The sequence below is a fragment of the Lentzea xerophila genome (assembly GCF_051094245.1).
Lineage (GTDB): Bacteria > Actinomycetota > Actinomycetes > Mycobacteriales > Pseudonocardiaceae > Lentzea > Lentzea xerophila.
In genome coordinates, this window is the sequence record NZ_CP194934.1 from 8,083,637 (window position 1) to 8,108,386 (window position 24,750).

29 protein-coding genes are annotated in these 24,750 nt (G+C 70.3%); 15 read left to right on the forward strand and 14 right to left on the reverse strand.

Annotated elements, in window-relative coordinates; all coding sequences use genetic code 11:
* The first annotated feature begins 47 nt into the window (after positions 1-47).
* Positions 48-935: a helix-turn-helix transcriptional regulator gene (locus ACRSBM_RS38715; protein WP_434451687.1), complete on the forward strand. Its 888-nt coding sequence runs from the start codon at positions 48-50 to the stop codon at positions 933-935.
* On the opposite strand, the gene ACRSBM_RS38720 is transcribed toward ACRSBM_RS38715, so the two are convergent.
* A complete protein-coding gene (locus tag ACRSBM_RS38720; protein WP_355433933.1) occupies positions 932-1,372 on the reverse strand; it encodes an Lrp/AsnC family transcriptional regulator in 441 nt (146 codons plus the stop codon). The genes ACRSBM_RS38715 and ACRSBM_RS38720 overlap by 4 nt on opposite strands.
* Before the next feature lie 106 nt (positions 1,373-1,478).
* On the opposite strand from ACRSBM_RS38720, the gene ACRSBM_RS38725 reads away from it, so the two are divergent.
* Positions 1,479-2,294, forward strand: coding sequence for a tryptophan 2,3-dioxygenase (locus ACRSBM_RS38725; protein WP_434451688.1), 816 nt, complete (start codon positions 1,479-1,481; stop codon positions 2,292-2,294).
* Entirely contained in the window at positions 2,291-3,391 is a 1,101-nt protein-coding gene (gene kynU / locus ACRSBM_RS38730) for a kynureninase (protein WP_434451689.1), read from the forward strand. The genes ACRSBM_RS38725 and kynU overlap by 4 nt, the downstream gene beginning before the upstream one ends.
* On the opposite strand, the gene ACRSBM_RS38735 is transcribed toward kynU, so the two are convergent.
* Entirely contained in the window at positions 3,381-4,109 is a 729-nt protein-coding gene (locus ACRSBM_RS38735; RefSeq protein ID WP_434451690.1) for an oxidoreductase, read from the reverse strand. The two genes, kynU and ACRSBM_RS38735, sit on opposite strands and share 11 nt — an antisense overlap.
* A 258-nt stretch (positions 4,110-4,367) precedes the next feature.
* On the opposite strand from ACRSBM_RS38735, the gene acs reads away from it, so the two are divergent.
* The 4 genes from acs (at position 4,368) to ACRSBM_RS38755 (ending at position 8,995) form a co-directional block, all read left to right on the forward strand.
* Positions 4,368-6,350: an acetate--CoA ligase gene (gene acs, locus ACRSBM_RS38740; RefSeq protein ID WP_434451691.1), complete on the forward strand. Its 1,983-nt coding sequence runs from the start codon at positions 4,368-4,370 to the stop codon at positions 6,348-6,350.
* A 127-nt stretch (positions 6,351-6,477) separates the two neighbouring features.
* On the forward strand, positions 6,478-7,644 hold the full coding sequence (nhaA, locus tag ACRSBM_RS38745; RefSeq protein ID WP_434451692.1) for a Na+/H+ antiporter NhaA: 1,167 nt from the start codon (positions 6,478-6,480) through the stop codon (positions 7,642-7,644).
* Positions 7,641-8,081: a phage holin family protein gene (locus ACRSBM_RS38750; protein ID WP_434451693.1), complete on the forward strand. Its 441-nt coding sequence runs from the start codon at positions 7,641-7,643 to the stop codon at positions 8,079-8,081. Before nhaA ends, ACRSBM_RS38750 begins: the two co-directional genes overlap by 4 nt.
* Positions 8,078-8,995, forward strand: a complete 918-nt coding sequence (locus tag ACRSBM_RS38755; RefSeq protein WP_434453399.1) for an alpha/beta fold hydrolase — start codon at positions 8,078-8,080, stop codon at positions 8,993-8,995. Before ACRSBM_RS38750 ends, ACRSBM_RS38755 begins: the two co-directional genes overlap by 4 nt.
* On the opposite strand, the gene ACRSBM_RS38760 is transcribed toward ACRSBM_RS38755, so the two are convergent.
* Positions 8,967-10,472, reverse strand: coding sequence for an FAD-dependent monooxygenase (locus tag ACRSBM_RS38760; RefSeq protein ID WP_434451694.1), 1,506 nt, complete (start codon positions 10,470-10,472; stop codon positions 8,967-8,969). The genes ACRSBM_RS38755 and ACRSBM_RS38760 overlap by 29 nt on opposite strands.
* 69 nt (positions 10,473-10,541) lie before the next feature.
* On the opposite strand from ACRSBM_RS38760, the gene ACRSBM_RS38765 reads away from it, so the two are divergent.
* Entirely contained in the window at positions 10,542-11,237 is a 696-nt protein-coding gene (locus ACRSBM_RS38765; protein ID WP_434451695.1) for a TetR/AcrR family transcriptional regulator, read from the forward strand.
* Here ACRSBM_RS38765 and ACRSBM_RS38770 read toward each other — a convergent pair.
* Genes ACRSBM_RS38770 through nth form a run of 4 tightly spaced genes read right to left on the reverse strand, consistent with a single transcriptional unit; the run spans position 11,234 to position 14,360 of the window.
* On the reverse strand, positions 11,234-12,421 hold the full coding sequence (locus tag ACRSBM_RS38770; RefSeq protein WP_434451696.1) for a MarP family serine protease: 1,188 nt from the start codon (positions 12,419-12,421) through the stop codon (positions 11,234-11,236). The two genes, ACRSBM_RS38765 and ACRSBM_RS38770, sit on opposite strands and share 4 nt — an antisense overlap.
* A gap of 15 nt (positions 12,422-12,436) precedes the next feature.
* Positions 12,437-13,096: an NUDIX hydrolase gene (locus ACRSBM_RS38775; RefSeq protein ID WP_434451697.1), complete on the reverse strand. Its 660-nt coding sequence runs from the start codon at positions 13,094-13,096 to the stop codon at positions 12,437-12,439.
* Positions 13,093-13,656, reverse strand: coding sequence for a TlpA family protein disulfide reductase (locus tag ACRSBM_RS38780; RefSeq protein WP_434451698.1), 564 nt, complete (start codon positions 13,654-13,656; stop codon positions 13,093-13,095). The genes ACRSBM_RS38775 and ACRSBM_RS38780 overlap by 4 nt, the downstream gene beginning before the upstream one ends.
* Positions 13,653-14,360, reverse strand: coding sequence for an endonuclease III (nth, locus tag ACRSBM_RS38785; protein ID WP_434453401.1), 708 nt, complete (start codon positions 14,358-14,360; stop codon positions 13,653-13,655). Before nth ends, ACRSBM_RS38780 begins: the two co-directional genes overlap by 4 nt.
* A 136-nt stretch (positions 14,361-14,496) precedes the next feature.
* On the opposite strand from nth, the gene ACRSBM_RS38790 reads away from it, so the two are divergent.
* The 3 genes from ACRSBM_RS38790 (at position 14,497) to ACRSBM_RS38800 (ending at position 17,262) form a co-directional block, all read left to right on the forward strand.
* A complete protein-coding gene (locus tag ACRSBM_RS38790; protein WP_434451699.1) occupies positions 14,497-14,736 on the forward strand; it encodes a hypothetical protein in 240 nt (79 codons plus the stop codon).
* 206 nt (positions 14,737-14,942) lie between these two features.
* A complete protein-coding gene (locus tag ACRSBM_RS38795) occupies positions 14,943-15,617 on the forward strand; it encodes a Crp/Fnr family transcriptional regulator (protein WP_030477589.1) in 675 nt (224 codons plus the stop codon).
* A 397-nt stretch (positions 15,618-16,014) separates the two neighbouring features.
* Entirely contained in the window at positions 16,015-17,262 is a 1,248-nt protein-coding gene (locus tag ACRSBM_RS38800; protein WP_434451700.1) for an MFS transporter, read from the forward strand.
* 332 nt (positions 17,263-17,594) lie between these two features.
* Here the strand turns inward: ACRSBM_RS38800 and dnaN are convergent, their stop codons facing one another.
* Positions 17,595-18,686 carry a DNA polymerase III subunit beta gene (gene dnaN / locus ACRSBM_RS38805; protein ID WP_434451701.1) on the reverse strand — a complete coding sequence of 364 codons (1,092 nt, stop codon included), beginning with the start codon at positions 18,684-18,686 and terminating at the stop codon, positions 17,595-17,597.
* A 68-nt stretch (positions 18,687-18,754) separates the two neighbouring features.
* Between dnaN and ACRSBM_RS38810 the strand changes: the two genes are divergently transcribed.
* Complete coding sequence (locus ACRSBM_RS38810; RefSeq protein WP_434451702.1) at positions 18,755-19,165, forward strand: HIT domain-containing protein; 411 nt, start codon at positions 18,755-18,757, stop codon at positions 19,163-19,165.
* Between the two features lie 4 nt (positions 19,166-19,169).
* Here ACRSBM_RS38810 and ACRSBM_RS38815 read toward each other — a convergent pair whose 3' ends face one another.
* Both ACRSBM_RS38815 and ACRSBM_RS38820 read right to left on the reverse strand, forming a co-directional pair.
* A complete protein-coding gene (locus ACRSBM_RS38815) occupies positions 19,170-20,060 on the reverse strand; it encodes a Gfo/Idh/MocA family protein (protein ID WP_434451703.1) in 891 nt (296 codons plus the stop codon).
* Positions 20,061-20,074: 14 nt separating this feature from the next.
* Positions 20,075-20,431, reverse strand: coding sequence for a hypothetical protein (locus tag ACRSBM_RS38820; RefSeq protein WP_434451704.1), 357 nt, complete (start codon positions 20,429-20,431; stop codon positions 20,075-20,077).
* 39 nt (positions 20,432-20,470) lie between these two features.
* Between ACRSBM_RS38820 and ACRSBM_RS38825 the strand changes: the two genes are divergently transcribed.
* Positions 20,471-21,265: an NUDIX hydrolase gene (locus ACRSBM_RS38825; RefSeq protein WP_434451705.1), complete on the forward strand. Its 795-nt coding sequence runs from the start codon at positions 20,471-20,473 to the stop codon at positions 21,263-21,265.
* Positions 21,262-22,071, forward strand: coding sequence for an MBL fold metallo-hydrolase (locus tag ACRSBM_RS38830; RefSeq protein ID WP_434451706.1), 810 nt, complete (start codon positions 21,262-21,264; stop codon positions 22,069-22,071). The genes ACRSBM_RS38825 and ACRSBM_RS38830 overlap by 4 nt, the downstream gene beginning before the upstream one ends.
* Here the strand turns inward: ACRSBM_RS38830 and ACRSBM_RS38835 are convergent.
* The 4 genes from ACRSBM_RS38835 to ACRSBM_RS38850 are packed head-to-tail and all read right to left on the reverse strand — an operon-like array spanning position 22,065 to position 24,418.
* Positions 22,065-23,195: a hypothetical protein gene (locus ACRSBM_RS38835; protein ID WP_434451707.1), complete on the reverse strand. Its 1,131-nt coding sequence runs from the start codon at positions 23,193-23,195 to the stop codon at positions 22,065-22,067. The two genes, ACRSBM_RS38830 and ACRSBM_RS38835, sit on opposite strands and share 7 nt — an antisense overlap.
* Positions 23,196-23,206: 11 nt before the next feature.
* Positions 23,207-23,809 carry a hypothetical protein gene (locus ACRSBM_RS38840; protein ID WP_434451708.1) on the reverse strand — a complete coding sequence of 201 codons (603 nt, stop codon included), beginning with the start codon at positions 23,807-23,809 and terminating at the stop codon, positions 23,207-23,209.
* A 1-nt stretch (position 23,810) separates the two neighbouring features.
* On the reverse strand, positions 23,811-24,266 hold the full coding sequence (locus ACRSBM_RS38845) for a RidA family protein (RefSeq protein WP_434451709.1): 456 nt from the start codon (positions 24,264-24,266) through the stop codon (positions 23,811-23,813).
* Positions 24,263-24,418: a DUF4177 domain-containing protein gene (locus ACRSBM_RS38850; RefSeq protein WP_086668176.1), complete on the reverse strand. Its 156-nt coding sequence runs from the start codon at positions 24,416-24,418 to the stop codon at positions 24,263-24,265. Before ACRSBM_RS38850 ends, ACRSBM_RS38845 begins: the two co-directional genes overlap by 4 nt.
* A 68-nt stretch (positions 24,419-24,486) precedes the next feature.
* On the opposite strand from ACRSBM_RS38850, the gene ACRSBM_RS38855 reads away from it, so the two are divergent.
* Positions 24,487-24,738 (forward strand): hypothetical protein, encoded by a 252-nt coding sequence (locus ACRSBM_RS38855; protein ID WP_434451710.1) that lies wholly within the window; start codon positions 24,487-24,489, stop codon positions 24,736-24,738.
* The last annotated feature ends 12 nt before the right edge of the window (positions 24,739-24,750 follow it).

Genomic DNA, 24,750 nt, shown 5'->3' on the forward strand with positions numbered 1-24,750 from the left:
GAGAACCGCCGGAGGTCAGCCAGCAGACCGGTTTTCCTAGGACTGACATGCACAGGACAACGTTCTCCGGCTCGCGCACACTGGACCCCGTGGAGACGTGGGAGTTCGGGCGGACGGTGCGGCGCTGGCGCGACCGGGTGCCACCCGAGGCCGCCGGGGTGCCGGCAGGCCGGCGTAGGCGCGCGGCCGGGTTGCGCCGCGAGGAACTGGCCGCGCTGGCCGGCATCTCCGCCGACTACCTGACCCGCCTCGAACAGGGCCGCGCGACCGCACCGTCGACGCAGGTGGTCGAGGCGCTGGCCAGGGCACTGCGGCTGGGCGACGCCGAACGCGGCCTGCTCTACACACTGGCGGGGCACGCCACACCCGGCCGCGACGTCGTGCCGTCCCGGATCACCCCCAGCGTGCGGCGGTTGCTCGACCGGCTCTCGCACACCCCCGTGGTCGTGTACGACGCCAGCTGGACGTTGGTGCTGGCCAACGCGCCGTACGACGCGCTCATGGGAGACACGACCACCTGGAGCGGACTGGACCGCAACGCCGTCTGGCGCAACGTCACCCGCATGCCCACACGGGTCGTGCACTCGGAGCAGGAACACGCGGAGCACGAGGCGCGGCTCGTGGCCGACCTCCGGCTGACGGCCTCGCGCTACCCCGCCGACCTCGGGCTCCGGCGTCTGGTCGCGAGCCTGACCTCCGGCAGCGAGCGCTTCGCCGGGCTCTGGGACGCCAAGGCTCCGCCGCCTCCCGCGGACCCGTGCCGGCACAAGACGATCGACCACCCGGCGGCCGGTCTGATCACGCTCGACTGCGACACGCTGATCGTCGCCCAGGACGACCTGCGCATCACCGTCTACACGGCGGAGCCGGGCACCGAGGACGCCGAACGCCTGGCCCTCGCCCTGGTCATGGGAACCCAGTCGATAGCCGGCTAACCGGGCAGCACCGGACGCCACGGGATCGGCGTCGACAGCACCATCGCGCTCGACGTCTCCCCGTGGGTGGCCAGCCGGACCAGCAACCGTTCCAGCTCGACGATCGACGTGGTGACGACCTTCACCACCGAGCAGATGTCGCCGGTCAGCCGCACGACCTCGACCACTTCGGGCAGGTCGTCGAGCAGCTCCGGGTGCACCGTGATGCACCGCGGGCCGTAGCACTTCATGCGCACCAACGCGACGACCGGGCGGCCGACGACGGTGGGGTCGACCACGGCGCGATAGCCGGTGATGGCGCCCATGTTCTCGAGCCGCCGCACCCGTTGCGCGACCGTCGGCGGTGAGACGTGGACTCGGCGCGCGAGCTCGTTGTACGACAGGCGCGCATCCTCTTGGAGGGCCTCCAACAGGGCCTTGTCGACGTCGTCCAACATGAACGCAAAGCTACCTGGCGACCTGTTTTGCGTTTGGAAGAAGTTCGATGCCAACGCCTTTCATCACCCATTCAGGTGCCGAGCGGTTCCGGCGAGGATTGAAGCCATGAGCTGCCCCGTGTCCCCCAAGCTGGATTTCGGCGGCACCACGCCGTACGAGGACTACGTGCACGCGTCGGTGCTGCACACCCTTCAACAGCAGTGGTCCAAGGACCCGCGTGAGATGTCGTTCCTGGTCATCACGCAGGTGATGGAGCTGTACTTCGGCCTGCTCTGCTTCGAGTGGCGGCAGGCCCAGACCGAGCTGCGCGCCGACGACCTGCGCGCCGCCGTCCGCACCCTCCGGCGATCCGACCTGCACCTGCAGGCGCTCTCGGCGGCCTGGCGGCCCATCGCGCGCATGACGCCGACCGAGTTCAACTCGTTCCGCGACGCGCTCGGCGAGGGCTCGGGCTTCCAGTCGGGCATGTACCGCGAGATGGAGTTCCTGCTAGGTGAGAAGTCCCGGTCGATGCTCGTCCCGCACCGCGCGGTGCCGGCGATGCACGACCAGCTGGAGAAATCGCTGGGCGAGCCGTCGCTCTACGACGACGTGCTGGCCGCGTTGCGCCGCAGGGGTTTCGACGTCCCGGCCAGCGTCCTGGAGCGCGACCTGACCAACGCCTACGAGCCGTCGCCCGAGGTCGAGCAGGTGTGGGTGGCGATCTACCGCGGCCACGACCGCGACCTGCTGGAGCTGGGCGAGGCGCTGACCGACATCGCCGAGGAGTTCGCGCGCTGGCGCTACGACCACCTGCTCGCCACCCGCCGCTCGATGGGCTCGAAGGTCGGCACGGGCGGTTCCGCCGGTGTCGCATGGCTGGAGAAGCGCACCCAACGGGCGGTGTTCCCCGAGTTGTGGACGGCCAGGAGCCACGTATGAAGCGCGAGCTGTTCGACCTCCCCGAAGGCGTCATCTACCTCGACGGCAACTCCCTCGGCGCACTGCCGAAGCACGTCGCCGACCGCATGCAGGACGTCGTGCGGCACCAGTGGGGCACGCGGCTGATCCGGTCGTGGTCCGAAGGCTGGTGGGATGCGCCGCAACGGGTCGGCGACCGCATCGGCCGGCTGGTCGGGGCCGCACCGGGACAGGTCGTGGCCTGCGACTCGACGTCGATCAACATCTTCAAGGCGTTGATGGGCGCGGTGAAGGGCACCGACCGCACCGAGATCGTGTGCGACGAGTCGACGTTCCCCACCGACGGCTACATCGCGCAGTCCGTGGCCTCGTTGACCGGACTGAAGATCCGCGCCGCGCAACCGTCCTCTTTGGACCTCAGCGAGGACACCGCCGTGGTGCTGCTCAACCACGTCGACTACCGGACCGGCCGGCTCCACGACATGAGGGCGCTCACCGAGCAGGCCCACGACGCCGGCGCGCAGGTGGTCTGGGACCTCTGCCACAGCGCGGGCGTGCTGCCGATCGAACTGGACGCGCTGGACGTCGACTTCGCGGTCGGGTGCACCTACAAGTTCCTCAACGGCGGACCGGGCGCGCCGGCCTACATCTACGTGCCGCACGCCAGGCAGGCGACGTTCGAGAACCCGTTGTCGGGCTGGAACGGCCACCGCGAGCCGTTCGGCATGAAGCAGTCCTACGAACCGGATCCCGGCATCGGCCGCGCGCGGGCCGGCACGCCGGACATCCTGTCGATGCTGGCCCTGGACGCGGCGCTGGACGTCTGGGACGACGTCGACCTGGCCGAACTGCGGCAGCGCGGATTGGCGCTGACGGCGTTGTTCCGCGAGCACGTCGAGAAGCTCACGGACCTCGAAGTGATCACTCCGGAGGCCCGCGGCAACCAGATCTCGGTGCGCTGCCAGGACGCCGAAGCCGTGATGGACGAACTGGTCGCGCGCGGTGTCATCGGCGACCACCGGCCGCCGGACATCCTCCGGTTCGGGTTCGCCCCGCTCTACGTGACCGACGAGGACGCGGTCAGGGCCGCCGAGGTCCTGGCCGACGTCACCCGGTGAGTGCGGCGTCCGCGATGCTCTTCGCCTCGCGGGCGCCCGCCTCCAGCGACGAGCAGACGAACAGGATCCACTGGGCGAGGCCTTCGAGATCCCCCGACGCGAACGCCACGGACGCGGCCTCGTACTCGGCCGACCGGCGCAGGCACGCCACCTCGGGCACGCCGAGGCCCTTGGGGTCGAGTCCGGTGGAGATCGACGTCATCCGGGCGGCGGCACGGGCCACCACCCCGTTGGCGACGTCGAACGGCGCCAGGCCGAGCAGTTCGCCGTGCACGACCGCGACCAGCACCGGCGCCGGGACGGACGTCCCACCGGTGACCAGGGTGCCGAGCAGGTCGAGCCGCTGCGACACGTCCTGCGACACCCGCGGTCGTCCGACGTCGGTCGTGAGGTCCGCGGCGGCGAGAACGTGCAACCGCGCGAGGGCCTGCAACGGCGCGCGTTGCCACGTGCCGACGAGGCCGCCCAGCGCCTCCGCGATCCGCAACGACCCGGCCAGGACGGGATCCGAGACCTCGCCGGACTCCGGGATCTCGGTCGGCCCGCCCTCCAGCGCCGCCGAGGCACGGGCCGCGCGGACGGACGCCTCCGCCGCCGTCGTGGCCCAGCCGCGCAGGTTCACCCGATGGCGGTGCACCTGGAAGACGGCGTCCTTGGCTGCGTTCGCGGCATCTGCCACACCAGGCAAGGAAAGCAGCGGAGCGAGAGGATCGGTCACGGTCGCGCAGAGTACCTGACCAGGTGAAACGCGTGACCCAGCTCACTGGAGCAACCGCTGAGCGCGCAACGGCGCCCGTTCAACGCGCCACACGTGCCTGGACCAGACAAAACGGGTTACACAATGACAGCCGTGTAACCGCCCTCCCCAGATTGGTCTGAACCTTTTGGGGGAGGAACCTGTTGGAAGTGAGCTGGCTCGCACTACGGTCAGTACCCCATCCCCAACCGGTCTGGACTTTCCAGGAGGTCTCGCACCATGACGCAGTCGCCAGGCCAGGGCAACGCTCTGGACAACCTGCTCACGGAGAGCAGGACGTTCCCGCCTTCCGACGAGTTCGCGGCACAGGCGAACGCACAGCCCGCGCTGTACGAGGAGGCGAAGGCCGACCGCGAGGCGTTCTGGGCGAAGCAGGCGGAACGGCTGCACTGGGACACCAAGTGGGACCAGGTGCTCGACTGGTCCGGCGCGCCGTTCGCCAAGTGGTTCGTCGGCGGCAAGCTCAACGTCGCCTACAACTGCGTCGACCGCCACGTCGAGTCCGGTCACGGTGAGCAGGTCGCGATCCACTGGGAGGGCGAGCCCGGCGACTCCCGCGCCATCACCTACGCCGAGCTGCAGCGCGAGGTCTCCAAGGCCGCGAACGCGTTGACGTCGCTGGGGATCGGCGCCGAGGACCGCGTCGCGATCTACATGCCGATGGTCCCCGAGGCGATCTACGCGATGCTCGCGTGCGCCCGCGTCGGCGCCATGCACAGCGTCGTGTTCGGCGGTTTCTCCGCCGAGGCGCTGCGCACCCGCATCGAGGACTCCTCGTGCCGCCTCGTGATCACCACCGACGGCCAGTACCGCCGCGGCACCCCGGCGCCGCTCAAGCCCGCCGTGGACGAGGCCGTCGCCGGCGCGCCGTCCGTGGAGAAGGTCATCGTCGTCAAGCGCACCGACACCGAGGTCGCGTGGACCGACAAGGACGTGTGGTGGCACGAGCTGGTGGACTCGCAGTCCGACCAGCACACCCCCGAGGCGTTCGACTCGGAGCACCCGCTCTTCATCCTCTACACCTCGGGCACCACGGGTAAGCCGAAGGGCATCCTGCACACGTCCGGCGGCTACCTCACGCAGGCGTCGTACACGCACAACTACGTGTTCGACCTCAAGCCGGACACCGACGTGTACTGGTGCACCGCGGACATCGGCTGGGTCACCGGCCACAGCTACATCGTCTACGGCCCGCTGTCGAACCGCGTGACGCAGGTCGTCTACGAAGGCACGCCGAACACCCCGAACGAGGGCCGGCACTGGGACATCGTGCAGAAGTACGGCGTCTCGATCTACTACACGGCGCCGACGCTGATCCGCACCTTCATGAAGTGGGGCGCGGACATCCCGGCCAAGTACGACCTCAGCTCGTTGCGCGTGCTGGGCTCGGTCGGCGAGCCGATCAACCCCGAGGCGTGGATCTGGTACCGCGAGAACGTCGGCGGCGGCAAGGCCCCGATCGTCGACACGTGGTGGCAGACCGAGACCGGCGCGATCATGATCTCGCCGCTGCCCGGCGTCATCTCGACCAAGCCCGGCTCGGCGCAGCAGCCACTGCCCGGCATCGGCGCGAAGGTCGTCAACGACGAGGGCGTCGAGGTCCCGCACGGCGGCGGTGGCTACCTGGTGCTCGACGAGCCGTGGCCCGCGATGCTGCGCGGCATCTGGGGCGACGAGGAGCGCTACCGCGACACGTACTGGTCGCGCTTCGCCGACCAGGGCTTCTACTTCGCCGGTGACGGCGCGAAGTACGACGACGACGGCGACATCTGGCTGCTCGGCCGCGTCGACGACGTGATGAACGTGTCCGGTCACCGCATCTCGACCACCGAGGTCGAGTCGGCGCTGGTGTCGCACCCGACCGTGGCGGAGGCGGCCGTCGTCGGCGCGTCCGACGCGACCACCGGCCAGGGCATCGTGGCGTTCGTGATCCTGCGCGGTGGCGCGGCCTCCGACGCCGGTGGCGCCGAGGCGATCAAGGCGCTGCGCGACCACGTGGCCAAGGAGATCGGCCCGATCGCGAAGCCGCGCCAGATCATGGTCGTGCCCGAGCTGCCGAAGACGCGCTCCGGCAAGATCATGCGCCGCCTGCTGCGCGACGTCGCCGAGAACCGCGCGGTCGGCGACGTGACGACACTGGCCGACTCGTCGGTGATGGACCTGATCTCGGCGGGCCTGCAGTCGGGCAAGTCGGAGGACTGATTCGTCTTCGATCGAACGGGCGTCCTCCATGAGGACGCCCGTTCGCGTTAAGATCTCGGCAGGGTGAGCCGGGAAGTCTGGTCGGCACGAGTATTCGTGTACCCGCTGACCGCACCTGGGAGCCCTTTTGTCGCGCAAGAAGGACGTCGTCGCCGAGTTCGCTCGCTACCTCCGCACGGAGACCGTCGGTGGCACCGTGCTGCTCGGCGCCACCGCGATCGCGCTGGTGTGGGCCAACTCTCCGCTCGCCCCCTCCTACTTCGGGTTGCGGGACCTGCACCTCGGACCGCTGTCCGTCGGCGACTGGGCCAAGGACGGGCTGCTCGCGATCTTCTTCTTCGTGGCCGGGCTGGAGCTGAAGCGCGAGCTGGTCGTCGGTGAGCTGTCCAACATGAAGGCCGCGATCCTGCCGATCGTCGCGGCGATCGGCGGGATGGTCGTGCCCGCGCTGGTCGCGCTGTCGATCGGCTGGGGGCAGCCGGGGATCGAGAAGGCGTGGGCGATCCCTGTCGCGACGGACATCGCGTTCGCGCTGGGAGTGCTGGCGCTGACGGGGTCGGGGCTGCCGTCGAGCCTGCGGGTGTTCCTGCTGTCGCTCGCCGTGGTGGACGACCTGGGGGCGATCATCGTGATCGCGGTCCTGTTCACCGCGAAGTTCAACCTGCTCGCGGCCGGTGCGGTCGTGCTGCTGCTGGCGCTGTACTGGTTCCTGCAGCACAAGAGGGTCACCAGTGTCTGGCTCTACGTGCCGATCGCGCTCGCCACCTGGTGGTTCATGCACGAGTCGGGCATCCACGCCACGATCGCGGGCGTCGCGCTGGCGTTGCTCACGCGGGTGAAGCGCGACCCGTACGAGGTCCATGCCCCGGCGGTCCGGCTCGAACACCGGTTGCAGCCGTTCTCGGCCGGGGTGGCGGTGCCGGTGTTCGCGCTGTTCGCGGCGGGCGTGCCGGTGGGCGCCGAGGCACTCGGGAAGCTCTTCGAGGACAAGATCGCCATCGGTGTGATCGTCGGGCTCGTCGTCGGCAAGGTGATCGGGATCGTGGGCGCGTCGGCGCTCGCGGTGTGGTTCAAGGCGGCGGTCTGGCCGTCGGGCGCGGGTCCGCGGGACATCGTCGCGGTGGCCGTGCTGGGCGGGGTCGGGTTCACGGTCAGCCTGCTGATCGCGGACCTCTCCCTCGACGAGCCGGAGACGGCGAAGGCAGCCGTACTGATCGCTTCCCTGATCGCGTCGCTGCTCGCCGCGGTGTTGCTCATTCGCCGCAGCCGGGCACATGGCACGATGTCGGAGTGACCACCAGGGAGCACATCGCGTCGATTCCGCTGACCGCAGACGACCCGGCGGCCGAAGCGTCGATCGGCGGTCTTGTCCGTGATGCGACCGCCCACGTGTCGACTTTGGTCAGAGCAGAGGTCGAACTCGCCAAGGGCGAGCTGGCGAAGGAGCTCAAGAAGGGCGTCAAGGGCAGCGTCTTCTTCATCGTCGCCCTGACGGTCCTCTGCTTCAGCCTGTTCTTCCTGTTCATGGCGCTCGGCTTCGGCTTCGCCGAGTGGTTCGGCTGGGGCTACTGGGCGGGCTTCGGGCTCGTGTTCGGCGTGATGCTGCTGACCGCCGTCGCGTTCGCGCTGCTCGGCTACCGCAAAGTCCGCAAGATCAGGGCGCCGGAGAAGTCGATCGCGGTCGCGAAGGACACGGTCGCGGCCCTCACTCGCAGGGGCGACGACAACTGAGCCGCAAACCCGACCCGTCGGTGGTGCGGGTCGCGGGCCCCTGGACGCACCGCGACGTCTCGGCCAACGGCATTCGCCTGCACGTCGCCGAACTCGGCGACGGCCCCCTGGTGCTGCTCCTGCACGGCTTTCCCGAGTTCTGGTGGTCGTGGCGGCACCAGCTGACCGCGCTGGCCGAGGCCGGCTACCGCGCGGTGGCGGTCGACCTGCGCGGCTACGGCGACTCGGACAAACCACCGCGCGGCTACGACGGGTTCACCCTCGCGGGCGATGTCGCGGGCCTGGTCAAGGCGCTCGGAGCCCAGCGCGCGCACCTGGTGGGTCACGCTTGGGGCGGCGCCACGGCGTGGACGGTCGGCGCCCTGCACCCGCGCGTGGTCTCGTCGATCTCCGTGCTGGCCGCACCGCATCCGCTGGTGACGCGCCGGGCGTTCCGCCGGCATCCGCGGGTGAACTCCCACGTGCTGCGCTTCCAGCTGCCGATCCACCCGGAACGCTGGCTGACCGGCGAGAACGCGCTGCAGGTCGCCAAGCTGCTGTCGGCGTGGTCCGGGCCGAAGTGGCGGTCGGCGCCCGAGTTCGACGAGGTCATCCGCCGCTGCCGGCAGGCGATGACGGTGCCGGGCGTCGCGCACAGCGCGTTGGAGTACTACCGCTGGGCGGTGCGCTCGCAGCTGCGCAGCGACGGCCGGCGGTTCGCCGAGGCGGTCGACCGGCCCATGCAGGTGCCGGTCCTGCAGATCCACGGCGCGCTCGACCCGATCACCCTGGAGTCGTCGGCGCGCGACTCGCTGCCGTGGCTCGGTCCCGAGTCGGAGTTCCGCTACCTGCCCGAGGTGGGGCACTTCCCGAACCAGGAGGCGCCCCACACCACGAGCAGGCTGATCACCGAGTTCCTGCAGAAGATGAGCTGAACGCTGCCCTGAGCCGTACTGCCGGGTCGTCCGGCAGGTCGGTGCAGCGCCATGCGATGTAGCCGTCCGGCCTGACCAGCGAAGCGCCCTTCGCGGACAGTCCGAAGACGTCCAGCCGCTCGACCCGTTCGTACCGCACACCGGCTTCCTGGGCCGCCTCCTTCCACTGCGGGTGGTCGGCGACGAGCACCCAGCCGCGTTGGAAGAGGTCCAATGTGGACCGGCCCGGCTCGGTCCACACGTGCGGGGCCCGCGTACCCGGCTGGCCGTTCCATTGCTCGGGCAGTTGCGCCGGCGGCAGTTCCGGACCCGCGTCGAGGACCGCGGCCGACCTGTACAGGACGCCGTAGTGCATCGCGTTGTTGTCGATCAGCGGTGCGTCCTCGGCTTCGCCGTCGGGGTTGTGGCCGTCGTTGCGCGCGAAGATCTGCTGGTGGCACAGCAACGCGACCGGGCGCCGTTCCGCGTCGTAGGTGTCCAACAGGGACGGTCGTGACTCGCCGTCCAGTACGGCGGCGAGCTTCCACGCGAGGTTGTGCGCGTCCTCGATGCCGACGTTCGCCCCGAACCCGCCACGGCTCGGCGGCAACGTGTGCGCGGCGTCGCCCGCCAGGAAGATCCGGCCGGCCGAGAACCGGTCGGCCACCGCCGCGCTGATCGTCCAGCGGCCGGTGGTGATGATCTCGACGTCGAGGTCGTCGCGGCCGATGGCCTGGAAGATCTTCTGCCGCAGCTCCGGCTCGTCGTACTCGCGGTCGTCGAGCATCAGGACCCATCGGCCGTCGCCGTAGGTGGTCAGGAAGCCGACGCCGTCCACGATGAACTGGCCGATGCCGTCCTTCAGGTACTCCTCCAGCGGCGCGCGGAACAGCACGCTGCGGGAGGTGTTCAGGTAGCCGCGGCCGCTGCGGGTGATGCCGAGCGCCTCGCGGACCGGGCTGCGGTGACCGTCCGCCGCGACCAGGTAGTCGGCGCGGATCTCGTAACTGTTCTCTGGCGGCTCGCCGTCGCCCTGGACGATCGCCGTGACGCCGTCGTCGTCCTGCGAGAACTCCAGCATCCGGGTGCTCATCCGGATGTCCGCGCCGAGCTCACGGACCTTGTCCCGCAGCAGCGGCTCCATCCTGTCCTGCGGCACGCCCACACCCGCGCAGGGCGAGTACTCGATCTGCTTGGTCTGCGGCTGCTCGGCGGGCGGAGACCAGAACGTCTCCTCGAACCGCTCGCCGACCAGGCTCGCCACCCGCACCCGCCGGATGCCGAAGCCCTTCGCCATCCTGCTCGGCGGCAGCTCGTGCTCCAGTCCGACCGCGCGCAGCAACTCCTCCGTCCGCGCCGTGAAGCCGACCGCTCGCGGGTGCGGTGAGCTGCCTGGATGCTTCTCCACCAACGTCACGGGCACCCCGCGCCACGCCAGGAACAACGCCGCCGACGTGCCCGCCAGGCCTCCCCCGACCACCAACACCGAAGTCTTCATCGCATCCTCCCGATACGCTGTATCTCTCGATACACTGTATCGGTACGAGACGATGTATTGTCCAGCACGATGTCGAAGGAAACCGTGTGGGACCGCCCAGAGCCGCCCAGCAAGCCGTCACCGACCCCGTTGAGCAGGGACCTGATCGTGAGCGCCGCGATCAGGCTCGCCGACGAGGGCGGACTCGACGAGGTGTCGTTCCGCAAGGTCGCGGCCGCGCTGAACGCCGGCCCGATGCGCCTCTACGGCTACGTCGAGACCAAGGACGAGCTGCTCGACCTCATGGTCGACGAGGTGTACGGCGAGATCACGCCACCGGGGAAGTCAGCCGACTGGCGTGAGGGACTGCGGCACGTCGCGCACGGCATCCGGGACGCGGCGAAGCGGCACGAGTGGTTCATCGACCTGCTCAGCCGCCGCCCGCACCAAGGCCCGAACTCGCTCGCGCACATGGAGTCCACCCTCGCCACCGTCCGGTTCGAGGACATCGACCAGGTGATGAGCGCGGTCGGCGCGGTGATGGCGTACGTCTTCGGCGCCGTCCGCGGCGAGATCACCGAACTGCGCGCGGAACGGTCCACCGGCATGACCGAGGAACAGTGGCAGCGCGCGAACGGGCCGTACATGGAGCGCATGCTCGCGACCGGCAGGTTCCCGACGCTGGCCAGGGTCATGCACGAGTCCGGCGACCCCAGCCAGGCCGAGATCTTCGACACCGGTCTCGACTACGTGCTGGACGGCATCGCCGCCCGCCACGGAACCTAGGACGCGCAGCCCTGGGTCGAGGCCCGGCGGGTCAGCGTCGGCGCCTTCTGCACCATCTGCTGCACCTGCTGGGCGGTCAGCACGAAGCCGGTCTCCGGGTCGTCGACGGCCGCGCCGAACACCACGCCCATCACCCGGCCGTTCGGGTCGACCAGCGGGCCACCGGAGTTGCCGGAGCGGACCTCGGCGCGCACCGTGTAGACGTCACGCGTGACCGTCTGGGCGTCGTAGATGTCCGGGCCGCGCAGCAGCGGGATCCGCTCCCGCACCCGCGCCGGCGAGGCCTTGTACGGGCCGTCGAGCGGGTAGCCGAGCACGATGCCGTCCTCGCCCGGCTGCACCTCGTCCGAGCGGAACTGCAGCGGCGTGGCCTCCAGGTCCGGCACCGCGAGCACCGCGATGTCGATCTTCGGGTCGTACGCCACGACCGTCGCGTCGAACTGGCCGCGGCCGACCTCGATCGTCACCTCGTTGGTGCCGGCGACGACGTGCGCGTTGGTCATGACCCGCTCGGGCGCGATCACGAAACCGGTGCCCTCCAGGGCGCGCGAGCACGACGGCGCGCGACCGCGGACCTTGAGCACCGAGGACTTCAGCCGGTTCGCCACCGGGGAGTTCGCGAGCTGGCCGTCCGGCGGCTCGACCTCCTTGAGCGGCGTGCGGTTGAACGGGTCCATCGCCTGCGGGAAGCCCGAGACGTCGAAGAGCTTCTGCAGGTCGCCGGAAAGCACGCGGGCGGCCTGCGGCATGGTCTGGTCGACCTTGCCGAGGATCACCGACTGCTTGAGCGACGAGGTGAGGTCCGGCAGACCGACGACCGAGGTCAGCGGCAGCGCGATCATCCACGCCACCACGAACACGACCAGGCCCTGCACGATCGCGCCCAGCGCGTTGTCCGCGCCCCGCAACGGTGACGCGTTGACCCGGGCCTTGATCGTCCGGCCGATGTAGACGCCGATCGTCTCGCCCAGCGCCACGAGCAGCACGACGACGCCGACCGCGAACACGACCTTGGTGACGACGTTCTCGAACTGGGACACCAGCAGCGGTGCGATCTGCGTGCCGAGGATCAGGCCGACGAGCACACCGACGAACGCGGGGAGCGCGACGACCATGCCCTGCCTGGCCCCGGACAGCGCGGCGACCGCGGCAAGGCCCAGCACGAGCAGGTCAACCCAGTTCAACCCGAAACCTCCGCCTCACTGTGTAGCGCGCAACGCTAGTTCAAGGTCACGCACATCGGTCGCATCCCACGGCTGTTCCCAGCCGCCGAGTGCGATCAGGCCGTTGATCAACCCCGCGGTGAAGCCCCACACCAGCATGCCCGGCGCGGAGAAGGCCGCTCCGACGTAACCCGCGGGGTGACGCACCCGGAACCTGTTCGCGGGATCGGCGAGGTGCGACACGGGCACCCGCGCGACGGCGGCGGTCTCCGCCGGGTCGACGGGGGCGACGGGGCTCGGCTGTTCCCAGTAGGCGAGCACGGGCGTGACCACGAACCCGGACACCGGCACGTACAACTCCGGCAGCAGGGCCAGCGGTCTCACTCCTGACTCAAGTACACCGGTCTCCTCGTAAGCCTCGCGTAATGCCGTGGCCACGGGTCCGTCGTCGGTCTCGTCGGCCGCGCCGCCGGGGAAGGCGACCTGGCCGGGATGCGAGCCGAGCGTGTCCGACCGGCGCAGCAGCAGGATGTCGGGCCCGTGCTCCTCGTTCTCGCCGAACAGCATCAGCACCGACGCCTTGCGGTACGCGCGCGTCGGAGCGCGCGGGTCCCGCATGAACGTTCGTGCGTCGATCGTCTCGGTGGCCTTGGCCAGGCGCTGCATCCAGTCGGGTGGCTCTGTTGCCTCCGTCATCGAACCGCTCTCTCCACCTGCTCGGGTGCCGTGAAGTACGGCGGGTCCACGATCTGCCGGACCTGACCGTCCGCTGCTACGTAATACGTGGCGGGAAGCGTTATCGGCGCCTTCACCCGCTTGCGCAGCTCGTCCGCCCCGTCGTAGACCGCGGGCAGCCGCACGCCGAGCCGGGCGAGCAGCTCCAGGCCGTCCGCCTCCGTGCTCTTCACAAGAACAGGGACGACCGGGACGGCACCTGGTTGCTTCGCATAGGTTTCCAGCACGGGCAGCTCCTCCTGGCACGGCTGGCACCAGGACGCCCAGAAGTTGATCAGCAGCGGACCCTTCAGCGCGAGGGCCGTCCGGGTGCCGTCGCCGAGGCACGTCACGTCGACGCCGCCTTCACCCGCCGGGTGGCACGCCCTGAGCTGAGCCTGCGCGCGCAACGCGGCCACGTCCTGCGCCGGGCGGGACGGTGTGGGCGGCGGCTCCGCGTTCTCGCCACGGGGCCACAGCGCCACGGCACCCGCCAGGCCGAGGACGAGCACGACGACGAGCCAGCGCGTGCGGTTGTTCACCCTCCTAGCTTCTCACCGGCCCGTACCCGCTCGGCGAGCTCGATCAGGTGCGGCTTCTCGTCGCCCTTCACGAGCTTGGCCGCCTTGTCCGGATCTTCGGGGCCGAGACCGTACGACGGGCAGTCCTTCATCAGCAGACAGGCCCCGCAGGCAGGGGTTTTGGCGTGGCAGACGCGGCGGCCGTGGAAGACGATCCAGTGCGAGGCCATGGTCCAGTCGCGCTTCTCGATCAGTTCGCCGACGGCGTACTCGACCTTGACGGCGTCCTCGAGGTCGGTCCAGCCCCAGCGGCGCACGAGCCGGCCGAAGTGGGTGTCGACTGTGAGCCCAGGCACATCGAACGCGTTGCCCAGAACCACGTTGGCCGTCTTGCGTCCTACACCGGGGAGCTTGACCAGCTCCTCCATGTTGCCCGGAACCACACCGTCGTGCCGCTCCACCAGAGCGGCACCGAGACCCAGCAGAGACGTCGCCTTGTTCCGGAAGAAACCGGTGGGGCGGAGCATCTCCTCGAGTTCCGTCCGGTCGGCGCCGGCGTAGTCGGCGGCCGTCGGGTACTTCGCGAAGAGAGCGGGAGTGACCTCGTTGACCTTCTTGTCGGTGCACTGCGCGGACAGGATGACCGCCACGACGAGCTCGAGCGGCGTGGTGAAGTCCAGCTCGCAGTGCGCGTCGGGGTATCCCTCGGCCAGCACGCGCACCATCCGGCGGGCCCTGCGGGTCAGGCCGAGCTTGGTTTCCGGTTTCTTGGTTGCGGGCACTGATCCAGAGTAGTCAACACGCCGGAACCGACCCCTAGATCCGCACTCGAATCCTTCATGCGCCACACTTCGGAGCATCATGACTGCCTGGCTTGTGATCGTCGTTCCGATCGTGATCATGTTCTTCGCGCTCTTCATGGAGCGCGTCGAAGCGAAGCTCCGGCACGTTGCCGTGCAGGAGAACGAGGTCGAGGAGTTCCTGGAGTCCGCCAGGCCCGAAGAGGTCAAGGCGCTCTACGGACACGGCATCGGTCGCGCCCTCGACATGTTCCGCCTCCGTCGTCGTGGTCGCGGTGGGTCGCGCAAGCGCGTCCGCTGACGGTGGCGCGTTGACCGGCACCCGAATGGCGTAGACTGGCTCGTTGGGCTCTGGATCGAGTCAGTCTTGTTGTTCCGACTAAGACGGCGAGCCGGGCGGCGATCCACAACGCAGCCCTTAGACTGCAACGCAGTGATCGGCGGCACGGCGCTGACTCCACCAAAGATGGTGGTAGGCGTGCCGTCGCGTCGATTAGGAGGGACGAGGTGGACGAGACCCTGGCGCGAGCGGGCATCTTCCAGGGGGTGGACCCGGCGGCCGCAGAGGCGCTGGCGACGACCCTGGAGACGGTGGAGTTCCCGCGTGGCCACGTGATCTTCGCGGAGGGTGAGCCGGGCGATCGCCTGTACATCATCCAGTCCGGCAAGGTGAAGATCGGCCGCAAGTCGCCGGACGGCCGCGAGAACCTGTTGGGGATCTTCGGGCCCTCCGACATGTTCGGCGAACTGTCCATTTTCGATCCCGGCCCCCGCACGTCCACTGCGACGACGGTGACCGAGGTGCGCGCGGTGTCCATGGACCGCCCCGCGCTCCGCCAGTGGATCACCAACCGGCCGGAGATCGCCGAACAGCTGCTGAGGGCACTGGCCCGCAGGCTGCGCCGGACGAACTCGATGCTGGCCGACCTGATCTTCACGGACGTGCCCGGCCGCGTCGCCAAGGCGTTGCTGCAGCTCGCGCAGCGCTTCGGCTCGCAGGAGGCCGGCCTGCTCCGCGTCACGCACGACCTGACGCAGGAGGAGATCGCCCAGTTCGTCGGCGCGTCCCGCGAGACCGTGAACAAGGCACTCGCCGACTTCGCGCACCGCGGCTGGCTGCGCCTGGAGGGCAAGAGCGTGCTGATCCTGGACCCGGAGCGCCTCGCGCGCCGCGCCCGCTAGGGATCCTTCCGCGCTGGTCGTCCGTTCGCCTCTTTCGTCGGGCGGACCGACCAGCCGCTCAGCGGAGCCTGTGAAGCAACACAAAGGACCGGGCGCCACCCCCGACGTGGCGCACCGGTCCTTTGTGTTGCACGGCCCATCCCCCGACGGACCGTGCTTTCCATCCTCTGGTGCGTAGGCCCCGACCCTCAAACCAGAGGTTGGTCTCGGTCGACGAGTCAACTTTCGCACGTTGCCACCCCGACCGCTCAAGTCCTTTCACCCTCAAGGACCTCGTGCGTCGCCGATTCGTTGCATCTTTCACCCGGTCATCCCATTCCCGTGACCCAATCGCAACAATCGTGACCCTGCGCACCCGATCTGGTACCTCCGTACCACGTTTGGCATACTGGTACGCATGTCCCACTCTGCCCGTCTCTCCGACTACCGTGCTGCCCTGACGACCCCCGGCATGCGCGGCCCCGTGGTCGCGTCGCTGCTCGCCCGCCTGCCCATCGCCATGGTCGGGCTCTCGCTGCTGCTCTACGTGGAGCGCGCGACGGGGTCGTTCGCGGTCGCCGGTCTGGTCTCGGCGGCGGCGCTGGTGGGCGTGGCTCTCGGCTCGATCGTCCAGGGCAGGCTGATGGACCGCCTGGGTCCCACCCGCCCGCTGCTCGCCGTGACCGCCTTCTTCGCGGTGTTCGTGACCGTCTCGGTGATCGCCGTCGAAGCCGGTGCGCCGGTGTTCGTGCTGGTCCCGCTGGCCTTCGGCGTCGGCGCGACCGAGCCGATGGTGGGCTCGGCGTCGCGTGCGCTGTGGGAGCGGATGGTGCCGGCCGGCCCGACGCGGATGGCGGGCTACGCCTACGAGGCGATCAGCATGGAGGTCTTCTTCATCCTCGGACCGGGTCTCGCCGGCGTGCTGGTGGCCGCCCCGTGGGCAGGTACCGGCGTCGTCGTAGGTGCCGTGCTGATGGTCGTGGGCGCGCTGTGGTTCGCGTTCAACGGCATCGTGCGCGCCTGGGGCCCCGTCAAGCAGGCCCCGCGCCCGTTGCTGGGCGCGTTCGCCTACCCCGGCATGCGCACGGTCGCGCTGGCCGCACTGGGCTTCGGCGTGACCATCGGCTTCGTCGAGGTGGCCGTGCCGGCGTTCGCGAAGGCCGCGGGCCACGCCTCGATGGGCGGCCTGATGCTCTCGCTGTGGTCGATCAGCTCGGTGATCTTCGGCGTGCTCTACGGCATGCGCCCGTGGCCGCGCCCGATGTACCTGCGCCTGCCGGTGCTGCTGGCCGGCTTCGCGCTGCTCGCGTTCCTGCTGGCGATCCCGGCCACGCTGGTCGGCCTGGGCGTGGCGCTGTTCCTGGTCGGCACCATGATCACGCCGCAGTCGACCGCGCACTCCGCGGCGATCGAGCAGGTCACGCCGAACGGCATGGCCGCGGAGGCGTTCGGCTGGGTGATCACCTCGGTGACCGTCGGCCTCGCCATCGGCCAGGGCCTCTCCGGCCAGCTGATCGAGCACTTCGGCACGCGGCCGGCGTTCGTCGCTTCGGGTGTGGCCGGTCTGCTGATCGCGCTGGCGGTCTGGTTGTTGCGCGGCACCGTGCAGCGGGGCGTGCCCGCTGAGGCGCCGGCGCGCTCCGAGATGGAGCTCGCGGCCCGCTAGGCGGGCCTCGCTGTTCGGCCCGGCTGGGCGGCGAACACAGGGCGGCGTTCGGGCACCGGCCCGGTGCGGCTGGGTTGTTCGCGGCGTCTGGTTGTTGCGCGGCACCGTGCAGCGGGGCGTGCCCGCTGAGGCGCCGGCGCGCTCCGAGATGGAGCTCGCGGCCCGCTAGGCGGGCCTGCCGCGCTCCCCAGACGGAAACTCGCGGCCCCCACCTTCCCCAGACGGAACGCGCGGCCCTGCGCTCCCAGACGGAAACGCGCGGCCCACCTTCCCTAGACCAGAACCCGCGGCCCCGCGCTCCCCACCCGGAGACGCGGGGCTGCCGCGTTTCCTCAGGCCACCGAGCGCATCGGCACGACGAGGTAGGTGAGCTCGACGCCGTCCTCGCCCGGCGGCGACGTCAGCACCGTCGAGCGCAGGCCGTCCTGGATCCTCAGCTCGATCCGGCGGCCTGCGAACGCCTTCAGCGCGTCCGCCAGGTAGCGGGCCTGGAAGGTCTTGGTCAGGCGGTCGCCCTCGACGGTGGCCTTGACGAACTCCTCGGACTCGCCCTGCTGCGGGTCGCTGCCCTTGACCCTGATCTCGCTGTCCTCGACCTGGATGGTCACGGCCTGGTGCGGGCCGCCGTAGGGCGTGGCTCTGCGGACGGCGCGGGCGAGCGCGTCCGCGTCCACGAGCACCGTGCTGTCGATGACTGCCTCCAGGAGTCGGCGCGCCCGGTCGTCCGGGAACGGAGCGGCCAAGAGTGCGGTGGAGATCGAGTTGGTGCCCCAGGCGAGACCGATGCGGTCGGTGTTCGCGTGCAGGGCGACCTTGCCGTGGGCCTGCCGGGCTGCTTCGACGAGAGCCTTCGCAGGTACCAACAGGTCTAGTTGACCTTGTTGTTCCCACGGAAACGTGGCGTACGCCATGCGGTAGCGGTCTGTGGCCATGACGTGCAGCTTGTGCTCGTCCGACTGGATCCGGATGCCGGTGAAGATCGGCAACGCGTCGTCCTTGCTCGCCGCGCCCGCCACCGCCGCGATGGCGCTCAGCCTCGCCGCGTCGATGTGGCCCTGCAGCGGCGGCAGCTCCGGGACGCCGGGGTGGTGGTCGAGGTCGAGGAGCGGCAGCGCGAACCTCGACGTGGGCGTGCGGACGGCCAGCCGCTGCCCTTCGACCACGAGCCTCACCTGCGGGTCGTCGAGCGCCTGGAGGGTCGCGGCCAGCGGCTTCGCCGGCACGAGCACCTCGCCCTCGGTGTGGACCGTCGCGGTGATGCTCAGGCGTACGCCGTGCTCCTGGTCGCTGCCCGCGATCTCGACGTCGGTGCCCGCACGGAGCCGGAGCCCGGCGAGCACCGGGTCGAGCACCCTGGTCGGCAGCAGCCGCGCCACCTCGGCGGCGGCACCGGCGAGCTCGGCTGTCGTGGCGGTGAGGTCCATGCTCGGGACGCTAGCGGGCACCCCCGACAATTTTGGACGGCTGGATCGCGGAGGAACGGAGCGGATTCGTGGGCGGTTGTCTGATCTGCGCGAAGCACCGGGGCTCCGGGCCCCTGGTGGGACCGGTGGTGTTCGCCGACGACCTGGTCGTCGTGTCACACCGGCCTGGTGGCGTGGTGGGTTATCTGTTCGTGGAGACGCGTCGGCACGTTGCGGCGCTTGACCTGCTCACCGTGGAGGAGGCGGAGGCCGTGGCGCGGGCGGTGCGGGCGGTCGCCGTGGGATTGCGGGCCGAGCTGGACCCGGAGTTCGTGTTCTCGGCTGTTGCCGGGCGGTCCGTGGCGCACTTCCACCAGCACGTGTTCGCCCGGCATCGGGGGACGCCGCCGGAGCTGGCGTGGACCGAGGTGCGGTGGCCGGGTGCACCCACCGGTGACGCGGCCGAGCTGTGCGCCCGGCTCGGCGCCCACCTCCGGTGAGACCTCAGGCACCGGCCTTGGCGCGGGCCAGGTCGATGATCCGCTGCAGGTGCAGCCCGCGCCGCGCGTCGCACTCGTGGGCGGTGGTGCCGCTGTGCACCATGGCCACGAAGTCGTCGAGCAGGTTCGTGAAGCACTCCAGCGCGGGCGTGTCGCGGTTCGTCAGCGTGCGGGCGCCGTTGGTGCCGAAGACGGTGAAGTCGGCGAACGGCGGTTGCAGCGGCAGCGACAGGCACAGCGAGACGGTGCTGGTGGCGCCGCCCGAGTGTTGCAGAATCAGTTGCCACAGGCCGGTGTCCGAGACGTTCGCCGCCAGCACGTCGGTGATCTCGCCCAGTGCCGCGTCGAGCAGGTCGAACGCGTGCGGGCCCACGTCGTCCAGCGCGCCCTTGTCGTGGCGCCACGGGGAGTTCGAGAACGGGCCGTCGAGCAGTGCGCCGGAGATCCAGCGGCTGTCGGCTCCGGTCCAGCCGCCCGTGCGGTGCAGCTGGGCCAGCATCTCCTTGGTCTCCGGGGCGTAGCGGCGGGTCAGCACGACCAGGGACGCGACGCCGGCTTCGGTGACGGCGTCGACGAGCGTCGAGGCGACCTCGACGCTTTCCGCGATCGGCTTCTCCAGCACGAGGTGCTTGCCCGCCCGAGCGGCCTCGATCGCCATCGGGCCCTGCACGCCCGGTGGCACGCAGAACGCCACGGCGTCCACAGTGGACAGCATCGCGGAGTAGCCGGAGAACGGCTCGGCGCCATGGGCGTGAGCCAGTTCCGCGGCCGTCTCCGGACGTCGGGCCCACACGCCGGTCAGCGTGGTTCCCGGGTGGTTCGCGATGCCGGGGGCGTGAATCATCTGGGCCCACGGTCCGGCGCCGACAAGTCCTACGCGCAGCTGTTCGTCCACTCGCACATCCTGCCTCAGGAGTAACTCGCCTTGGGGACGAAGATCTCGCCTCCGTTGTCGAACTTCAGGCGCAGGCCGTCCGCACCGGACTCCCGCTCGGGGTCGTGGTCCCAGCCCGCGGGCACGGTCACGACGTGGCCGCGGTCCGGCGACGGGCCGAGCCAGATCTCGTAGTGGGTGCCGCCGACGAGCCGGTCGACCTTCTTCACGTACACGCCGGGCGCGGTCGAAGTCGGATCGACGCTGATCACGGTCGTGCTGTCCGGCACGAACATCACCACGCCGGCCACGGCGGTGAGACCGGTGCCCATCACCGCCCCCAGCAGGAACAGCAGGATCTTCACCAGACAGCCGGAGACGTTCGTCGCCATCACACCATCCTCGGGTAAGCGCGGTCGTACGCTCGGAGAATGCCCGACGACATGACCCTGCCGGGACACCTGGTACCCGCGCAGCCCGTCTCCCAACCCGCCGAGGCCCGCGATGCCGTCACCGTGGTCCTGCTCCGCGACGGCGCCGAGGGCGTGGAGGCCTTCCTGCTGCGCCGCGTCACGGGCATGGCCTTCGCGGGCGGCATGACCGTCTTCCCCGGCGGGGGCGTCGACCGGCGGGACGCCGACACGTCCGTCGCCTGGGCCGGTCCCCTGCCGCGGTGGTGGGGCGAGGTCTTCAGCGTGGACGAGTCGCTGGCCCGCGCGTTCGTGTGCGCGGCCGTGCGCGAGACGTTCGAGGAGTCCGGCGTCCTGCTGGCCGGTCCCGACGCCACCTCCGTCGTCGCGGACACCTCGGCCTACTCCGAGGCCCGCCGGCAGCTGGTCGACCGCGAGCTCTCGCTGGCCCAGTTCCTCGCCTCCGAAGGCCTGGTCCTGCGGGCGGACCTGCTGCGGCCGTGGGCGAACTGGGTGACCCCGCGCGAGGAACCCCGCCGCTACGACACCCGCTTCTTCGTCGCCGCGCTGCCGTCGGGCCAGAAGGCGGACGGCGAGACGACCGAAGCCTCCGACGCGTCCTGGCAGACGCCCGCGGCAGCCGTCCGGGACGCCAAGGATGGCCGCCGCATGCTCATGGCGCCCACCTGGCGCACGCTCGAGGAGGTGGGCGCTCTGGGCAGCGTCGAGAAGGTGATGGCCGAGCAGCGCAGCGTCGAGAAGATCATCCCCAAGCTGATCCGCGACGGCGACGTCATCCGGGTGGTGCTGCCGTGAGCGGCTCCCCGTTGATCGGCGCCCGCGCCGCGCACCCGCTCTACGGCGAGCTCCGCCAGGTCACCCCGCACGCCGCCGTGCTGCTGGCCGACAACCCGTCGCCGATGACGCTCGACGGCACGAACACGTGGCTGCTCAAGACGCCGGACGCCGAGTCGTACGTCGTGATCGACCCCGGTCCGCTCGACGACGCGCACCTCCAGCGCGTCGCGTCGTTCGGCCCGGTCTCCGAGATCCTGCTGACCCACGGCCACCCGGACCACTCCGACGGCGCCCGTGCGTTCGCGGAGCTGGTGAAGGCCCCGGTGCGCGCGCTCGACCCGACGTTCACCTACGGCTCAGAAGGCCTCGTGGACGGTGACGTGATCACCAGCTCCGGCCTGGAACTGCGCGTCCTCGGCACGCCCGGCCACACCAGCGACTCGCTGTGCTTCGTGATCGACGGCGAGGCCGTGCTGACCGGCGACACGGTGCTGGGCCGCGGCACGACGATCGTGGCGCACCCGGACGGCAAGCTCGGCGACTACTTCGAATCGCTGAAGCTGCTCGCCGAACTACCGGAGAACACCGCGGTTCTGCCCGGTCACGGCCCGGAGCTCGCGGACGCCGGCGAGGCCGCACGGATGTACCTCGCGCACCGCACCCAACGACTGGAACAGGTCCGCCGCGCCGTGGCACAGCTGGGCGGCGCGCCGACCCCGCGCCAGGTCGTCGAGGTCGTCTACGCGGACGTGGACAGGGTGCTGTGGCCCGCCGCCGAGTGGTCGGTGCAGGCCCAGCTCGAGTACCTGCGGACCGGCTACTGAGACTGGTGGCCGTTGTTCGTGGCCCCGAACGCCGACGGACGCGACGACCGGTCGATCTGCCAGCGGCCGCTGTCGGAGCCGTTCGCCCCGGTCGTCTGCTCCCGCTGCGCCAGCTCCTCGTGCAGCTGCTGTAACAGGGCCCGTTCGCGCTCGCTGAGGTTCGCGTCCACCGAGGACGGCTCGGCGGGCTCGGCGAGGGCGGCCTGCAGTGCCGCCAGCTCGTCGGCCTTGAGCTCGGTGGTCACCTCGGCCCGGTTGATCGGGACCGGCTCGGGGAGCGTCTCGGCCTCGGGTTCGGCGGACACCATCGGGATGCGCTTCACGGGCTTGGGCGGGAAGGGCTGCGACCCCTCCAGCGTCGGTGCGGAACGGGTACGACGTGAGCCGGTCTCTTCCTGTGGCTCCGGCGCCGGTGTCGGCTCGGCCACCGGCGCCGGAGCGGGAAGCTCTTCGTTCTGGTCGAACCAGGCCGCGGTCTCGTGGGCCATGGCCGGCTGGGGCGCGGGAGCCGCCATCGGCGCTCCGGAGACCGGCACCGCACGCGACGACGTCATCGCGGACGCGTGGTAGTCGCCGAGCTGCGCGCCGGTGGTCAGCACCTCGACCGCGGCGCGGACGCCTGCCTTGCGCAGCACCGAGTCGACCCGGTACGCGGTCGCGGGCGCGAATCCCTGCGGACCGATGTCCACCAGCACCACCCGCTGTGGCAGCGGGCCGGGCGTGGACCCCGTGGGCGAGGAGCGCCAGACGCACCGCACCGAACGGACGTCGGGCAGCACCGACACGGCACGCGACAGCGGACCGGCGATGTCCGAGACCGGGTCGGTCTCGGACGTGAAGCGGTGCCGGATGAACGGCAGCATCTCGACCACCGGCAGGCGGTCGGTGAACGCCGCGTCCGAGCGCACCTCGTGCAGGATCCACGTGATGGCCGCGCGCTCGTCCGGCAGCACGGGGATGCTGCCCGCGAGAAGCGTGCCGACGAGCAGTTCGATCGATCGGTCCAGTTCTCCGACCGCGAGGAACTCGCGTGCCTGCGACAGGGCGTCGTCGTCGACGCGCCCGGCCATCGACAGCAGGAGATCGTGCAGACGGACCGGCAGGCCGACACCGTCGTTCGTCACGTCATGTCTCCTTAGCTGAGCACCAGGTGCTCCTCGGACTCGGCGCCGGCACACACCAGCTCCGATGCCGCCAACGCCGCCCGGTGGTAGGGCGGAAGGTCCAGACCGGACGGCACGACCTCGACGCACGGGTCGTGTTCGCCCAACGCCCGAAGCACGCGCTGCAACTCGCCGGTCAGCCGGGCGTGGCCGGTGGTGGCCGCCACCAGCAGGACGCGGTTGATCCCCGAGGGACCGATGCGCCAGCAGGTGCGAACCTCCCCGACCCCGTGCCGGCCTCGCAACGTGGCACCGAGGACGACGGTCGCGGAATCCCCCATCGCCACCCGATCGGGTGATTCCGGGGAAAAGGTGTAGTCGGTGGGGGGCAGTTCGTCCAGCCCTTTGACCGAACTGACCGCACCGGGTTCCGCCCCGTAGGGCACCAGCGCGCCCTGCAAAAGGCGCAGTTCATGATCGGTCAGAGGGATGCGTCCGTGCAGCAGGGTCCGGGGCAGCGACCGCGCGAGCACCGCATACGCGTCGGAGGCCGCCCAGTCCCGGTACCGCCACAGCAGGTCGTCCGGAAGGCGCCCGGCGAGCCGCAGCAGCAGTTCGTGGCACGTGTCCGACATGTCACACCTCGACGATCAGTTCGATCTCCACTGGAGCGCCGATCGGCAGCTCTGCGACCCCCACGGCCGACCGGGCGTGCTTGCCCGCGTCTCCGAAGATCTCACCGAGCAGTTCGGAGGCACCGTTCACGACACCCGGCTGCCCCGTGAAGCCCTCGGCGGAGGCCACGAACCCGACAACTTTCACGACTCGCTTGATCGAGTCAATCCCCACGAGCGCGTCCACGGCGGCGAGCGCGTTGAGGATGCAGGTCGCGGAGTACTGCTTGGCCTCCTCCGGGGAGACCTCGGCGCCGACCTTGCCGGTGGCGGGGAGCTTGCCGTCGACGAACGGCAGCTGGCCGGAGGTGAACACCCACGAGCCGCTCTGGGTGGCGGGCACGTAGGCGGCGAGCGGGGCGGCGACGGCGGGCAGCTCGATGCCGAGGTCCTTCAGGCGGGTGCTCCAGGTGCTCATGCCTTCACCCGCTTCAGGTACGCGACGTGCTGCTCACCGGTCGGATTCGTCAGCACGGTGACCAGCTCCCAGCCGTCCTCGCCCCACTGGTCGAGGATCTGCTTCGTGGCGTGGATCAACAACGGCACGGTCGCGTACTCCCACTTCGTCATGCGCGGAGCCTAACTTGCCACCCGATCGCCCTCTGCGCGGTTCACGCACTTCGGGCTACCTTGATCACATGGAGACCTGGCGGATCGTCGCCACCAGCCTGTTCGCGCTCGGCGGGCTGGTGATGGTGCTCGTCGCCATGGCCCAGGTGCGTGACCGCAAGCACAGCCGGCGCGCACAGGTCCTGCAGGCAGGGCTGATCGGACTCGTCGTCGTGGTCGTCGTCACGGCGAGCATCGCGCTGTGGCTGCCATCGGTCGTGGCCTGGGCACTGGTCGCCGCGACGGCCATGGCCGTTCTCTTCCTCACCATGGTCGATTGACCGACCGGTCCA

What these genes read in the sequence shown, in the direction of transcription:
- ACRSBM_RS38715 (WP_434451687.1), top strand. Translation starts at nt 48, where the DNA reads ATGCACAGGACAACGTTCTCCGGCTCGCGCACACTGGACCCCGTGGAG.
- ACRSBM_RS38720 (WP_355433933.1), bottom strand. Translation starts at nt 1,372, where the DNA reads ATGTTGGACGACGTCGACAAGGCCCTGTTGGAGGCCCTCCAAGAGGAT.
- ACRSBM_RS38725 (WP_434451688.1), top strand. Translation starts at nt 1,479, where the DNA reads ATGAGCTGCCCCGTGTCCCCCAAGCTGGATTTCGGCGGCACCACGCCG.
- kynU (WP_434451689.1), top strand. Translation starts at nt 2,291, where the DNA reads ATGAAGCGCGAGCTGTTCGACCTCCCCGAAGGCGTCATCTACCTCGAC.
- acs (WP_434451691.1), top strand. Translation starts at nt 4,368, where the DNA reads ATGACGCAGTCGCCAGGCCAGGGCAACGCTCTGGACAACCTGCTCACG.
- ACRSBM_RS38760 (WP_434451694.1), bottom strand. Translation starts at nt 10,472, where the DNA reads ATGAAGACTTCGGTGTTGGTGGTCGGGGGAGGCCTGGCGGGCACGTCG.
- ACRSBM_RS38765 (WP_434451695.1), top strand. Translation starts at nt 10,542, where the DNA reads ATGTCGAAGGAAACCGTGTGGGACCGCCCAGAGCCGCCCAGCAAGCCG.
- ACRSBM_RS38775 (WP_434451697.1), bottom strand. Translation starts at nt 13,096, where the DNA reads ATGACGGAGGCAACAGAGCCACCCGACTGGATGCAGCGCCTGGCCAAG.
- nth (WP_434453401.1), bottom strand. Translation starts at nt 14,360, where the DNA reads ATGGTGCGCGTGCTGGCCGAGGGATACCCCGACGCGCACTGCGAGCTG.
- ACRSBM_RS38790 (WP_434451699.1), top strand. Translation starts at nt 14,497, where the DNA reads ATGACTGCCTGGCTTGTGATCGTCGTTCCGATCGTGATCATGTTCTTC.
- ACRSBM_RS38800 (WP_434451700.1), top strand. Translation starts at nt 16,015, where the DNA reads ATGTCCCACTCTGCCCGTCTCTCCGACTACCGTGCTGCCCTGACGACC.
- dnaN (WP_434451701.1), bottom strand. Translation starts at nt 18,686, where the DNA reads ATGGACCTCACCGCCACGACAGCCGAGCTCGCCGGTGCCGCCGCCGAG.
- ACRSBM_RS38820 (WP_434451704.1), bottom strand. Translation starts at nt 20,431, where the DNA reads ATGGCGACGAACGTCTCCGGCTGTCTGGTGAAGATCCTGCTGTTCCTG.
- ACRSBM_RS38825 (WP_434451705.1), top strand. Translation starts at nt 20,471, where the DNA reads ATGCCCGACGACATGACCCTGCCGGGACACCTGGTACCCGCGCAGCCC.
- ACRSBM_RS38840 (WP_434451708.1), bottom strand. Translation starts at nt 23,809, where the DNA reads ATGTCGGACACGTGCCACGAACTGCTGCTGCGGCTCGCCGGGCGCCTT.
- ACRSBM_RS38845 (WP_434451709.1), bottom strand. Translation starts at nt 24,266, where the DNA reads ATGAGCACCTGGAGCACCCGCCTGAAGGACCTCGGCATCGAGCTGCCC.
- ACRSBM_RS38850 (WP_086668176.1), bottom strand. Translation starts at nt 24,418, where the DNA reads ATGACGAAGTGGGAGTACGCGACCGTGCCGTTGTTGATCCACGCCACG.
- ACRSBM_RS38855 (WP_434451710.1), top strand. Translation starts at nt 24,487, where the DNA reads ATGGAGACCTGGCGGATCGTCGCCACCAGCCTGTTCGCGCTCGGCGGG.